This is a genomic window from Pseudomonas guangdongensis, from assembly GCF_900105885.1.
GTDB lineage: Bacteria > Pseudomonadota > Gammaproteobacteria > Pseudomonadales > Pseudomonadaceae > Geopseudomonas > Geopseudomonas guangdongensis.
In genome coordinates this window covers 1,014,470-1,027,053 of sequence record NZ_LT629780.1, presented here as the reverse complement: position 1 = coordinate 1,027,053, position 12,584 = coordinate 1,014,470, and the positions used below count along the sequence as shown (strand labels likewise).

General features: G+C 69.3%; 10 protein-coding genes. 6 read left to right on the top strand and 4 right to left on the bottom strand.

What is annotated here, in order from left to right:
- Window positions 1-13: 13 nt before the first annotated feature.
- The 6 genes from BLU22_RS04905 to BLU22_RS04880 all read left to right on the top strand — a co-directional run bounded on the left by BLU22_RS04905 (window position 14) and on the right by BLU22_RS04880 (window position 8,105).
- Window positions 14-406 (top strand): hypothetical protein, encoded by a 393-nt coding sequence (locus BLU22_RS04905; RefSeq protein WP_090212578.1) that lies wholly within the window; start codon window positions 14-16, stop codon window positions 404-406.
- 76 nt (window positions 407-482) lie between these two features.
- Window positions 483-4,181 (top strand): tubulin-like doman-containing protein, encoded by a 3,699-nt coding sequence (locus BLU22_RS04900; RefSeq protein ID WP_090212576.1) that lies wholly within the window; start codon window positions 483-485, stop codon window positions 4,179-4,181.
- A gap of 15 nt (window positions 4,182-4,196) precedes the next feature.
- Window positions 4,197-5,195, top strand: coding sequence for a hypothetical protein (locus BLU22_RS04895; RefSeq protein WP_157718971.1), 999 nt, complete (start codon window positions 4,197-4,199; stop codon window positions 5,193-5,195).
- 211 nt (window positions 5,196-5,406) lie between these two features.
- Window positions 5,407-6,444 (top strand): COX15/CtaA family protein, encoded by a 1,038-nt coding sequence (locus BLU22_RS04890; RefSeq protein WP_090212573.1) that lies wholly within the window; start codon window positions 5,407-5,409, stop codon window positions 6,442-6,444.
- A gap of 71 nt (window positions 6,445-6,515) precedes the next feature.
- Window positions 6,516-7,412 carry a heme o synthase gene (gene cyoE, locus BLU22_RS04885; protein ID WP_090212571.1) on the top strand — a complete coding sequence of 299 codons (897 nt, stop codon included), beginning with the start codon at window positions 6,516-6,518 and terminating at the stop codon, window positions 7,410-7,412.
- 60 nt (window positions 7,413-7,472) lie between these two features.
- Window positions 7,473-8,105 carry an SCO family protein gene (locus BLU22_RS04880; RefSeq protein WP_090212570.1) on the top strand — a complete coding sequence of 211 codons (633 nt, stop codon included), beginning with the start codon at window positions 7,473-7,475 and terminating at the stop codon, window positions 8,103-8,105.
- A 174-nt stretch (window positions 8,106-8,279) separates the two neighbouring features.
- On the opposite strand, the gene BLU22_RS04875 is transcribed toward BLU22_RS04880, so the two are convergent.
- From BLU22_RS04875 to BLU22_RS04860, 4 genes are all read right to left on the bottom strand, one after another.
- Window positions 8,280-9,125: an ABC transporter permease subunit gene (locus BLU22_RS04875; RefSeq protein ID WP_090212568.1), complete on the bottom strand. Its 846-nt coding sequence runs from the start codon at window positions 9,123-9,125 to the stop codon at window positions 8,280-8,282.
- The gene (locus BLU22_RS04870) at window positions 9,122-10,003 is read right to left on the bottom strand and encodes an ABC transporter permease subunit (protein ID WP_090216271.1); all 882 of its coding nucleotides are present in this window, start codon (window positions 10,001-10,003) and stop codon (window positions 9,122-9,124) included. Before BLU22_RS04870 ends, BLU22_RS04875 begins: the two co-directional genes overlap by 4 nt.
- Before the next feature lie 17 nt (window positions 10,004-10,020).
- Window positions 10,021-11,172, bottom strand: coding sequence for a polyamine ABC transporter ATP-binding protein (potA, locus tag BLU22_RS04865; protein WP_090212566.1), 1,152 nt, complete (start codon window positions 11,170-11,172; stop codon window positions 10,021-10,023).
- Window positions 11,173-11,438: 266 nt separating this feature from the next.
- Window positions 11,439-12,533, bottom strand: coding sequence for an extracellular solute-binding protein (locus BLU22_RS04860; RefSeq protein WP_090212565.1), 1,095 nt, complete (start codon window positions 12,531-12,533; stop codon window positions 11,439-11,441).
- Between the last annotated feature and the right edge of the window lie 51 nt (window positions 12,534-12,584).

Genomic DNA, 12,584 nt, shown 5'->3' with positions numbered 1-12,584 from the left:
AGGAAGTCTCTTCATGGCCCAAAGCAGCGCACTGCCCGCCCCGGTGACCAGCCCCCTCACCGCCACCACCAGCGCACTCCCCGCCACCGGCCTCGACCTCGGCCCGCCCAAGGCCGACAGCCGCGACGTGATCGTCGGCGTGGTGGCCCTGGTGGTGCTGGCGGCGATCTTCTTCGTGATCAAGAACGCCTATGCCAACTGGCGGGTGCGCGAGCGGGTGGCGCCGAGCCGCGCCAACACCTCGGGCTGGTTCCTGTTCCTGACCCTGCTGCTGGTCGCTGCCATCGCCGTGCTGGCCTTCATCAATGCCGGACAGTTCATGGCCCCGCTCTACCTGGCGCCGCTGGGCAGCCTGGCCGCCGCCTCGCTGGTCGCCTGGCTGATGACTTTCTCCGCCAAGCGCTGAGCCGTCGAGGCCGGGCGGCTGCGGCCGTCCGGCAGAGGATTTTTCGCCAGCGCCGCCTGGCCCAAGGAGTCGACCGATGAACGAGCCCCTCAACCCCCTGCCGCAGAGCCCCGCGACGGTCACGGAGAAGATCCGCCCGACCCTGTTCATCGCCCTCGGCGGCACCGGCATGAAGGTCAACATCCGCCTGCGCCGGCGCATCCTCAACGCGATCTGGGGCGGCAATGCGCGGGTCCAGCAGATCTCCGACTTCCCGCTGGCGCAGTTCATCAACTTCGACCTGGACGCCGGCGAGGTCACCCAGGACGGCAAGTCGGTGAAGACCGACGTGCTGGCCGAGCAGGTGGCCTTCACCTCCGAGGAAAAGCTCATCGAGCGCCTCGACCTGAGCAAGTACACCCACTCCGACGACGAACTCAAGCGCCACCGCGAGGTCGCCGAGTGGTTCCCGCTGACCCCGGCGAAGATCCGCCAGCTGGGCATCGACCCGAGCAAGGGGGCCGGGCAGATTCGCGCCCTGTCGCGGCTGTACTTCTTCGATAAGTACCCGGTGATCCGCGACAAGATCCGCAGCAAGCTGGAGCGCCTGCTCAGCAACATCGGCGCTCAGGCCGACAAGCTCAAGCGCCTGGGCCTGGAGATCGAGCCGGGCAAGGTGCGCGTGGTGATCTGTGGCTCGGCGGCCGGCGGCACCGGCTCCGGGGCCTTCCTCGACATGGGCTACCTGGCCAAGGCGATCCTCAAGGAGAAGCACGTCGAGGGCAAGGTCGACCTGTTCTTCGTGCTGCCCGGCGGTTTCGTCAGCAAGACCAACCCCGACCGCATCCAGGCCAACGCCTATGCCGCGCTGATGGAGCTGGAAACCGCCCTGCGCGGCCATCGCCTGGTCCAGCAGTGGGATGCATTGGACAACCTGTTCATCGACAACCGGCCCTACGACGACGCCTACATCATCGACAACACCAACGTCGCCCAGGCCAAGACCGGCGACATGGAAGACCTCTACGAGATGCTCTCGGACGTCTTCTTCAGCGACTTCACCTCCCAGGACTTCGCCAACGGCAAGCGCACCGTGGCGGTCAACCAGAACCAGCACAAGATCAAGCCGCACCGCGTACGCCTGCCCCAGGATTACGGCGACGACACCGAACTGCGCTTCACCACCCATTACTCCTCGCTCGGCCAGGCGGTGCTCGACACCCAGGTCGACGCCCGCCAGAACGTGCGCCTGCACCGCCAGGTGCAGCAGATGCTCAAGGCCTTCTTCGGCATCGCCAACGCCGGCTTCAACGGCAACCGGCCGACCGACAAGGAGCGCGACGACTTCCTGCGCGAGCAGCTGGCCATCGTCCCGCGCACCTTCACCGAACTGCCGGAGTTCCTCGCCAAGGTCGAACTGACCCACGCCACCGGCGAGTTCACCCACTACCAGGTCGCCGACGACCTGCTGCAGGTCGAGGGCGGGCTGAGCGTCGGCGCGCAGATCGAGCAGAAGGTCGAGCACCTGTTCGAGCAGCTGCTGCATGGCGGCGCCGACAAGGACCAGTGGCTGCAGCACGTGCGCGAGATCCAGCAGCAGCTCGACCGCGACACCAAGGGCAACCGGGTCGACAGCGCCGAGCACAACCACGAGGCGCTGATCCGCGAGAACCGTCTCAAGCGTCTGGCCGCACTGACCTGCGAGGACGCGCTGCCCGAGCAGCTGTTCCGCCGCCTGGACGACGACGAGCGCGGCGGACTGGATTACACCCTGGCGCTGGTGGAAATGCTCAAGGACCGCCTGGAGAACGAAACCAGCGGCATCGTCCCGGCCCTCGAACGCAACGCCGTGCGCTTCGCCGAACTGGCCGAGAAGCTGGAAACCGCCGAGCTGGCCCGCGAATTCGAGCGCCTCAAGGAAACCACCGGCAAGGGCCTGCTGGCGCGCCTGAGCGGCAAGGAGCGCCAGGCCGAGACGGTGCTCGGCCAGGTCAAGGAAGCCCTGCGCGACAGCCTGCTGTTCTACGTGCGCCATGTCGCGGCCCGCGAGGCCGCGGTACTGCTGCGCGAGCTGTCCGACTGGCTGGGCCGCAAGCAGGGCGTCGACCACCAGGGACGCGTGCAGTGGAGCGGCTTCGTCGGCCGCCTGCAGGACGGCCGCAATGCCGTCGACAGCCTGCTGGCCGGCATCGACGAGGACATCGCGCGCATCGACGCGCACATCCGCGAACGCCACGCCACCCTGATCCCCCTGGCGCTGCCGCAGGGCAGCGACGAGATGCCGACGCAGTCGCCGGAGCTGCGCGAGTGGGCCAAGGACGCCTTCGCCGACTTCGGCGGCTCGCGCAGCCTGTTCGCCAAGCTGCAGAGCGACGAGGGTCGCGAGGAACTGCTGTTCAAGCTGCGCAACAAGGCGGCGCAGCAGCTGCCGGCCAGCGCCCAGGTGGCGACCGGCGATCCGCTGCTGGCCGCGCTGGCGTTGCTGACCGCGGAGGAGCAGCGCGAGAAGTTCCGCCTGCTGCTGCAGCGCGCCATGCCCTGGGTGCCGCTGAGCCTGACCGGCGGCTTCGGCATCGGCCGGCAGAACTACACCTGCATGATCGGCGTCAAGGACGCCGTCGAGTTCAAGCGCCTGTACGGCGCGATGCTGCAGCAGGAGCTGCCGCAGGGCACCGGGATGGTCGCCGACCAGCTGCAGTTCATCGAATCCGGCACCCCCGGCAAGCTGGTCTGCTACGTCGAGCTGAGCGGCTTCCCGGCGCCGGCGCTGACCCCGCTGCCCACCTACCTGGCCAGCTACCGCAAGGAAAGCCAGCTGATCCCGCTGCACACCCACAAGCGCACCAGCCAGTTCGTCCAGCCGATCCAGCTGACCCAGGAGCAGTACCGCCAGCTCGCCGAGGACTTCAAGCTGTACCTGCACGCCATCGCCCTCGGCGTACTCAAGCGCCGCGCCGACGATAAGTACGAGATCCTCATCGACGGCGACAACTTCGCCGTCGGCGACGAGTTCGCGGTGCGCCAGAACGGCCTGGATGCCCTGCAGCGCACGGAGATCGTCGAGCAGGTACGCCGACGCCTGAACACCCTGCACAGCCCGCAGCAGCTGGCCGCGCTGGTTGCGCTGTTCGACGACTGCCGCAAGCAGGCCTACCGTCCGCTCAAGCGCTCCGGCGAGGGCGGCAATGCGGAAACCCTGTTCCTGACCTTCCCCTACAAGCTTGCCGAACTGCTGATGCGCGAGTACGAGCAGCGTCTGGCCGAACATCCGGCCAGCCAGGTGCAGAGCTGGAAGGAACGTGCCGCCGGCCAGCTGGAGCGCTTCGCCGAGCGCCTGGCCGGCTCGCGCGGCGATGTGTATGCCGACGAGGTACACCCCGAGCACCGCGAGAAGCTGCAACTGCGCGCCGAGTTCTTCCAGGCCGGCTGGCTGGAGCAGCAGCTGGGTGCGGCCGCGGCGCCCGCCAGTGTGGCGTTTCCCGCCGCCGCGGCGCCTGCGCCGCAGGCCGCGGTTCCGCCGGCACCGCCCGGCAGCCTGCCGCCCCCGCCGCCGGGCGTGCCGCTGCAGCCGCAGTACGACTACCACCTGAGCGTGGCCGGGCAGACCTACGGTCCCTACAGCTTCGCCCTGCTGCAGCAGTACGCGCAGAGCGGCCACGTCACCCGCGACAGCCTGCTGTGGCGCGAGGGACTGGCCAACTGGCAACCGGCCGCACAACTGGCTGAGCTGGCCGGGTTGTTCGCGCCGCCCGTCCCTGCCGCCCCGGTGGCACCGCCGCCGCCGGTGATGAACTGATGCGAGGCTGAGGTCATGTCCGAGAACGCCAACCCTGCCGCTCCGCTGCGTAGCTGCACCGCCCCCGGCTGCGGCAGCCCGCTGGGCGGGCCGGTGTCCTTCTGCCCCTACTGCGGCGTGGCCTGTGCGCCGGTACAGACAGCACCGGTACCGCCGGTCGCGCCGCCACCTGCTCCTGCAGCCCCCGCAGCGGCAGCGACGCTGGTCGCTGCGCCGGGCGTGCCTCAGGCCGCCGCCGTCGAGCTGCCGCCGGAGAAGCTGGTGCGCGCTGAGCGACTGCCTCCCGCCGGCGCTGCGCCGGCCAGCGTCGAGGCCGTACGCCCCCGGGCGACGAAGAGGTGGCCGCTGGTCGCTGCCGTTGCCCTGCTGGTCGGCGGCGGCACCTATGCCTGGCTCGGCCGTGCACCCGCCGGGCCGGATCTGGCGGCGGCCGAACGCTGCTTCGCCGCCGGCGACTATGCCTGCAGCGAGCGGGAAGCCAGTCAGGCCCTGCAGCAGTATCCCGGCTCGGTCGCCGCCCAGCGCCTGCTGGCGCAGAGCACCCAGCAGCAGAATCTGCGCCGCGAGGCCGAGCTGCGCGAGCGAGAAGAGCGCCTGCGTCTGGAGGCGCAGCGCCAGCACGAGCGCGAGCTTGCCCGCCAGCGCGAGGAGCAGGCCCGCCGCGAGGTGCAGCGCCAGCGCGAGGAGCTGGCTCAGGAACAGCGCCGCCTCGACGAGCAACGGCGTCGCGAGCAGGAGCAGGCCCGTCTGGCGGCACAGGCCCAGGCCTTGCGCGAGGCGGCACGCCAGCAGGCGCTGCAGCGGCGGCAGGAACAGCCGGTCTACCTGCCCGGCAATTCGCCGCGTGCCGGCTTCGGCCCGGCGCAGGATGTCTTCGAGCAGGCCCGTTCGGCGCTGCCGCCCAAGCCCCGCTCCGCTCCCGAGCCGCGCCAGCCGGGCGGCTTCGGCGGCGCGTTGCCGGGCGCCGGCGAGCAGCAGAAGCGCAATACCCTGCGCAGCAGCATCCTCGAATAACCCCGCCCATCCCCTGAAGCCCGCCGCCGGCGCCGCCCTGAACAGGCTGCGCCGGGGGCGGCTGCGTGTGGCATCGACGACCCCAGCGTGTGCTTTGCGCCACGGCTGCTAGATTCAACGGCAGAGGCGGCGCTCCGGGGGGAGGCTGCCGATGCGCCGGGTCGCGCGCTCGCGCGGCCCGCCCATGCAGGCCCCAGGGGGAGGAACCGTCATGGCGACCCCGACCCGAACGGATTTCGGACTGGCCCTTGCCGCCACGCTGCTGGCCTTGCTGGTGGTGCTGCTCGGCGCCTATACCCGGCTCAGCCACGCCGGCCTCGGCTGTCCCGACTGGCCGGGCTGCTACGGCTTTCTCGGCGTGCCGATGAGCGAGCACGGTCAGGCGCTGGCCGAGGAACGCTTCCCCGAGGCGCCGCTGGAGGTGGCCAAGGGCTGGATCGAGATGGTCCACCGCTACTTCGCCGGTCTGCTCGGCCTGCTGGTGCTGAGCCTGGCGGTGCAGGCGCTGCGCCGGCGCGTGGCTGACGGTCAGCCGCTGCGCCTGCCGCTGGCGCTGCTGGGGCTGGTGGTGCTGCAGGCGGCTTTCGGCATGTGGACGGTGACCCTCAAGCTGTGGCCGCAGGTGGTCACCGCGCACCTGCTCGGCGGCTTCGCCACCCTCAGCCTGCTGTTTCTGCTCAGCCTGCGCCTGTCCGGGCGCGTCGCGCCGGCTGCCGCACCGCGCGGTCTGCGCCGTCTGGCCGGCGCGGCGCTGGCGCTGCTGGTGGCGCAGATCGCCCTGGGCGGCTGGGTGAGCAGCAACTACGCGGCGCTGGCCTGCGTCGACCTGCCTACCTGCCATGGGCAGTGGTGGCCGGACACCGACTTCGCCAACGGCTTCCACCTGACCCAGCAGATCGGCCCCAACTACCTGGGCGGCCAGCTCGACAGCGCGGCGCGCACCGCCATTCACCTCGGCCACCGCCTCGGCGCGCTGGTCGTCGCGCTGCTGCTGCTGGCGCTGGCCGTGCGGCTGTGGCGCGCCGGGCTGACGCGGCTCGCCGCGCTGCTGGCGCTGGCGCTGGCCGGGCAGGTGAGTCTGGGCATCGCCAACGTGCTGCTGCACCTGCCGCTGGGCGTGGCGGTGGCCCACAACCTCGGCGGCGCGCTGCTGCTGCAGGTGCTGGTGCTGGTCAACTACCGGCTGCGCGCGGTGGCGCCGGCCACGCAGCGCGCCCGGTACGCGGGGGCCGCGCCGCTGGCGGAGTGACGGGGGAGTCCGGCGGATGCGGCGTTCGCGCCGTGCCGGCCGGGAGCGACGGCAACGAGGGGGAGACGAGCATGGCAACCCTGAGCGCAACACGCAGCCGCGCCGGCTGGCGCGACTATCTGGAGCTGACCAAACCCAAGGTGGTGGTGCTGATGCTGATCACCGCGCTGGTCGGCATGTTCCTCGCCAGCGACGGCTGGGTGGCCTGGCCGGTGCTGCTGTTCGGCAACCTGGGCATCGGCCTGTGCGCCGGCGCGGCGGCGGCGGTCAACCATGTGGTGGACCGGCGCATCGACGCGCTGATGGCGCGCACCCGCCTGCGGCCGCTGGTGGCCGGGCGCGTCTCGCCGGCGGCGGCGCTGGCCTTCGCCCTGCTGCTGGCGCTGGCCGGGCAGGCGCTGCTGCTGGCCTTCACCAACGTGCTGACCGCCTGGCTGACCCTGGCCTCGCTGCTCGGCTATGCGGCGATCTACACCGGTTTCCTCAAGCGCGCCACGCCGCAGAACATCGTCATCGGCGGGCTGGCCGGGGCGGCGCCGCCGCTGCTCGGCTGGACCGCGGTGAGCGGCCGGCTGGACGCCGAGGCGCTGCTGCTGGTGCTGATCATCTTCGCCTGGACGCCGCCGCACTTCTGGGCGCTGGCCATCCACCGCAAGGACGACTACGCCAGGGCCGAGATCCCGATGCTGCCGGTGACCCACGGCGAGCGCTACACCAAGCTGCACATCCTGCTCTACACGCTGATCCTGTTCGCCGTCAGCCTGCTGCCCTTCGTCATCCACATGAGCGGGCCGCTGTACCTGGCCGGCGCGCTGCTGCTCGGCGCGCGCTTCCTCGACTGGGCCTGGGCGCTGTACCGTGACAGCCGACCGCAGGCCGCGCTGCGGACCTTCAAGTACTCTATTACCTACCTGTTCGCCCTGTTCATCGTGCTGCTGGTGGATCACCATCTGCCGCCGCCGTGGTGAGTCGCGGCGACCCTGTCCCGGCCGGCGCCGCGCCGGCCACCGTTTCCGCGAAGAGAGCCCATGACCCGAACCCACAAGACCGTCCTCATCCTCGTCGCCGTCGTCGCCCTGGTGCTCGGCCTCACCGTCGGCAAGGTGCTCAACGCGCCGCAGCAGCAGGACCCGGCCGCGCTGCTGGATGCCGGCATCGTCCTGCTGCCGCAGAGTCGCGCGCTGCCGGCGCTGAGCCTGCTCGACGAGCAGGGCGAGGCGCAGGCGCTGGACCGGCTCACCGGCCGCTGGACCCTGCTGTTCTTCGGCTACACCTTCTGCCCGGACATCTGCCCGACCACCCTCGCCGAGCTGCGCCAGCTGCGCGGCCGGCTGCCGGCCGAGCTGCTCGAGCGCTACCAGGTGATCATGGTCAGCGTCGATCCGCAGCGCGACACCCCCGAGCAGCTGCGCCAGTACCTGGGCTTCTACAACGCCGGCTACCACGGCCTGACCGGCGAGCTGGCGGACATCCAGAAGCTCGCCGCGGCGGTAAGCATCCCGTTCATCCCCGGCGATACCCGCCAGGAGCGCTACACGGTGGATCACAGCGGCAACCTGGCGATCATCGGCCCGGACGGCCGCCAGCGCGGCTTCATCCGCGCGCCGCTGAACGTCGACAAGCTGGCCGCGCAGCTGCCGGCGCTGCTGCGCCAGGAGTAGGGCGGAGCACGGCCGCGCGGCCTTTGCCGCCGCCGCGGGTGCCCCGGTGGAAAATCGCTGCGCGGGGTCTCTACCCTGTGGCACGACTGCGGCGCTTTTCCTGCGCGCCAAACGACACAGGGCCACCCCGAGGGGTGGCCCTGTGTCGTTCGTGGTCGGCGCACGGCCGCCGCTTCAGCCGCCGCTGGCGGTTTCCAGCATGGCCTGCTGCATGGCGCGCTTGCGGCGCTCCTCGGCGCGGCGGGTGAAGTACCAGGCGAGGAAGGTGAACAGCGACACCGAGAGCAGGATCAGGCTGGCCACCGCGTTGATCTCCGGCTTCACCCCCATGCGCACCGCGGAGAAGATCTCCATCGGCAGGGTGGTGGCGCCGGGGCCGGAGACGAAGCTGGCCAGCACCAGATCGTCCAGCGACAGGGCGAAGGACATCATCGCCCCGGCGGCCAGCGACGGCGCGATCATCGGGATGGTGATCAGCAGGAACACCTTCCACGGCCGCGCGCCCAGGTCCATCGCCGCTTCCTCGATGGACAGGTCCAGCTCGCGCAGGCGCGCCGAGACGATCACCGCGACATAGGCCGAGCAGAAGGTGGTGTGGGCGATCCAGATGGTCAGCAGGCCGCGCTGCGCCGGCCAGCCGATCAGCTGGGCCATGGCCACGAACAGCAGCAGCAGCGACAGGCCGGTGATCACCTCGGGCATCACCAGCGGCGCGGTGACCAGCCCGCCGAACAGGGTGCGGCCCCTGAAGCGCGGGATGCGGGTCAGCACGAAGGCGGCCAGGGTACCCAGCGCGGTGGCGGCGATGGCGGTGTAGAAGGCCACCTCCAGCGAGCGCATCACCGCGCCCATCAGCTGGGCGTTGTCGAGCAGGCCGGTGTACCACTGCACCGACCAGCCGCCCCACACCGTCACCAGCCGCGAGGCGTTGAACGAGTAGATCACCAGGATGACCATCGGCAGGTAGATGAACGCCAGGCCCGCCACCAGCATCAGGTTGGTGAAGCTCCAGCGCTTCATGGCTTGCCCTCCAGTTCCTTGGCCTGGTTGCGATTGAACAGCACGATCGGCACGATCAGGATCGCCAGCATGATCACTGCCAGCGCCGCGGCCACCGGCCAGTCGCGGTTGTTGAAGAACTCCTGCCAGAGCACCTTGCCGATCATCAGGGTCTGCGGCCCGCCGAGCAGTTCGGGGATCACGAACTCGCCGACCGCCGGGATGAACACCAGCATGCAGCCGGCGACGATGCCGTTCTTCGACAGCGGCACGGTGATCTTCCAGAAGCTGGTCAGGCTGCGCGCACCCAGGTCGGCGGCGGCTTCCAGCAGGCTGGGGTCGTGCTTGACCAGGTTGGCGTAGAGCGGCAGCACCATGAACGGCAGGTAGGAGTAGACGATGCCGATGTACACCGCGATGTCGGTGTTGAGGATCTGCAGCGGCTCGTCGATCAGTCCCAGGCCCAGCAGCGCGCTGTTGAGCAGGCCGTTGTTACCGAGGATGCCCATCCAGGCGTAGACGCGGATCAGGATCGCGGTCCAGGTCGGCATCATGATCAGCAGCAGCAGCACGGTCTGCAGCTCGCGCGGCGCGCGGGCGATGGCGTAGGCCATCGGGTAGCCGAGCAGCAGGCACAGCAGGGTGCTGACCGCGGCGATCTTCAGCGAGCCGAGGTAGGCCGACAGGTACAGCTCGTCCTCGCCGAGGAAGATGTAGTTGCCGAGGTTGAGCAGCACCTGCAGCTGCTGGTCGACGTACTGGATCACCTCGGTGTACGGCGGGATGGCCACTGCGGCGCTGGCGAAGCTGATCTTCACCACGATGGCGAAGGGCAGCAGGAAGAACAGCAGCAGCCAGACGAAGGGCACGCCGATGACCATCTGGCGGCCGCTGGGCAACAGTCGCAGGAGCCTGTTCATGCCTGCAGCACCACGCCGCTGTCGTCGACCCAGTGCAGGTACACCGCGTCGTCCCAGGTCGGACGCTTCACATGGCGCTCGGAGTTGGCCATGAACGCCTGCACCACCAGCCCCGAGGGCAGCTCGACGTAGTACACCGAATGGCCGCCGAGGTAGGCGATGTCCTGCACCTTGCCGGTCGACCAGTTGTAGTCGGCGTGCTCGACCTCGGGCATCTGCGTGCTGAGCAGGAGCTTTTCCGGGCGCAGCGCGTAGGTGACCTGCTTTTCCTCGGCACGGGTGGAGATGCCGTGGCCGACATAGATCGGCCGCTCCAGCTGCGGGCAGGCGATCACCGCGTGGTCGGCGTCGTCCTGCACCAGGGTGCCCTCGAACAGGTTGACGTTGCCGATGAACTCGCAGACCAGGCGGCTGGCCGGGGTCTCGTAGATGTCCATCGGGCTGCCGACCTGGGCGATCCAGCCCTGGTTCATGATGGCGATGCGCGCGGCCATGGTCATGGCCTCTTCCTGGTCGTGGGTGACCATCACGCAGGTCACCCCGACCCGCTCGATGATCTCCACCAGTTCCAGCTGCATCTGCGAGCGCAGTTTCTTGTCCAGCGCGCCCATCGGCTCGTCGAGCAGCAGCAGCTTGGGCCTTTTTGCCAGCGAACGGGCCAGCGCGACGCGCTGGCGCTGGCCGCCGGAGAGCTGGTGGGGCTTGCGCTTGGCGTACTGGGTCATGTGCACCAGCTTGAGCATCTCGGCGACGCGCGCGGCGATTTCGTCCTTGGCCAGGCCGTCCTGCTTGAGGCCGAAGGCGATGTTCTGCTCGACGCTCATGTGCGGGAACAGCGCATAGGACTGGAACATCATGTTGATCGGCCGCTCGTAGGGCGGCAGGTCGGTGATGTCCTGGCCGTCGAGGAAGATGCGTCCCTCGCTGGGCCGCTCGAAGCCGGCCAGCATGCGCAGCAGGGTCGACTTGCCCGAGCCCGAGCCGCCGAGCAGGGCGAAGATCTCGCCCTTGTGGATGGTCAGCGAGACATCGTCGACCGCCACGGTTTCGTCGAACTTCTTCGTCACCCGCTCGATCCTGACCAGCACGTCCTTGGCTTGCGACGCGCCGCTCAGGGCTTTCTTGTAGGCACTGGAGGCTATTGCCATCAAACACTCCCAATGTCGAAAAGTGGACCCCATGGCCCCATGGCCGACGCCCCCGCCGGCGTGCGCCGGGCAGGGAAGGGCTGGAGTTGCGTGGGCGGTGTCACCTGCGGGAATCGCTGGCCGGTCGACTGCAGGGTGGCCGTGCCGGCGGGCTGCGCATGTTGCCACTTGCGGCCGCACAAGCGTAGAGCCGAAATGTAAAAGTTAGGCGTTTGGCGGTGAAAAACCTGCCCGGCGGCGGCTCGCCGCCGGGACAGGCCGTGCGGTCAGCGGCCGGACTTGACCTTGGTCCAGCTGCGGGTGATGGCGCGCTGCACCTGCGGGTTCAGCTCGGCGAAGGTGTAGAGCTTCTTCGAGACTTCCGCGCTCGGGTAGATGCCCGGGTTGTTGCGGATCGCCTCGGACACCAGCGGAGTGGCCGCGGCGTTGCCGTTGGGGTAGGAGACGAAGTCGGAGATCGGCGCCACCACTTCCGGGGTCAGGATGTAGTTGAGGAAGCTGTGGGCGGCGTCGACGTTTTTGGCGTCGGCCGGGATCGCCATCATGTCGAAGAACGCCGCGGCGCCTTCCTTGGGAATCACGTAGTCGACCTTGACGCCGCCCTTGGCCTCCTCGGCGCGGGCCTGGGCCTGGAAGATGTCGCCCGACCAGCCGACCGCCACGCAGATGTTGCCGTTGGCCAGGTCGGAGATGTACTTGGAGGAGTGGAAGTAGGTGATGTAGGGGCGCGCGGCGAGCAGCAGCTGCTCGGCCTTGGCCACCTCGGCGGGGTTCTGCGGGTTGGGGTTCAGGCCCTGGTAGTGCAGCGCGGCGGCGTAGATCTCCTGGGGCGCGTCGAGCATCGCCACGCCGCAGGCCTTGAGCTTCTCCAGGTTCTCCGGCTTGAACACCACGTCCCAGGAGTCGATCTTGTCGACGCCGAGGGCGGCCTTGACCTTCTCCGGGTTGTAGCCGATGCCGGTGGTGCCCCACATGTAGGGGAAGGCGTACTGGTTGCCCGGATCGGCGTTTTCCAGCGCCTGCAGCAGGTCGGGGTTGAGGTTCTTCCAGTTCGGCAGCTTGGACTTGTCGAGCTTCTGGAACACCCCGGCCTTGATCTGCTTGGCGAGGAACTGGTTGGACGGCACCACCACGTCGTAGCCCGAACCGCCGGAGAGCAGCTTGGCTTCCAGCACCTCGTTGCTGTCGAACACGTCGTAGACCGGCTTGATGCCGCTGGCCTTCTCGAAGTTTTCCAGGGTGTCCGGGGCGATGTAGTCGGACCAGTTGTAGATGTGGACGACCTTGTCCTCGGCCTGGGCGGTCGCGGCGATGCCGCTGGCCAGGGCCGCGGCGAGGAGAGTCTTGGCGAATGCTTTCATCGGGTTGTGCTTCCTGTCGTTCCTGAGTGTTTGCTGTGGAGCGCCGTCGCC

Excerpts from the sequence above, each read along its gene's own strand:
- BLU22_RS04905 (WP_090212578.1), top strand. The coding sequence starts at position 14 with ATGGCCCAAAGCAGCGCACTGCCCGCCCCGGTGACCAGCCCCCTCACC.
- BLU22_RS04900 (WP_090212576.1), top strand. The coding sequence starts at position 483 with ATGAACGAGCCCCTCAACCCCCTGCCGCAGAGCCCCGCGACGGTCACG.
- BLU22_RS04895 (WP_157718971.1), top strand. The coding sequence starts at position 4,197 with ATGTCCGAGAACGCCAACCCTGCCGCTCCGCTGCGTAGCTGCACCGCC.
- BLU22_RS04890 (WP_090212573.1), top strand. The coding sequence starts at position 5,407 with ATGGCGACCCCGACCCGAACGGATTTCGGACTGGCCCTTGCCGCCACG.
- cyoE (WP_090212571.1), top strand. The coding sequence starts at position 6,516 with ATGGCAACCCTGAGCGCAACACGCAGCCGCGCCGGCTGGCGCGACTAT.
- BLU22_RS04880 (WP_090212570.1), top strand. The coding sequence starts at position 7,473 with ATGACCCGAACCCACAAGACCGTCCTCATCCTCGTCGCCGTCGTCGCC.
- BLU22_RS04875 (WP_090212568.1), bottom strand. The coding sequence starts at position 9,125 with ATGAAGCGCTGGAGCTTCACCAACCTGATGCTGGTGGCGGGCCTGGCG.
- potA (WP_090212566.1), bottom strand. The coding sequence starts at position 11,172 with ATGGCAATAGCCTCCAGTGCCTACAAGAAAGCCCTGAGCGGCGCGTCG.
- BLU22_RS04860 (WP_090212565.1), bottom strand. The coding sequence starts at position 12,533 with ATGAAAGCATTCGCCAAGACTCTCCTCGCCGCGGCCCTGGCCAGCGGC.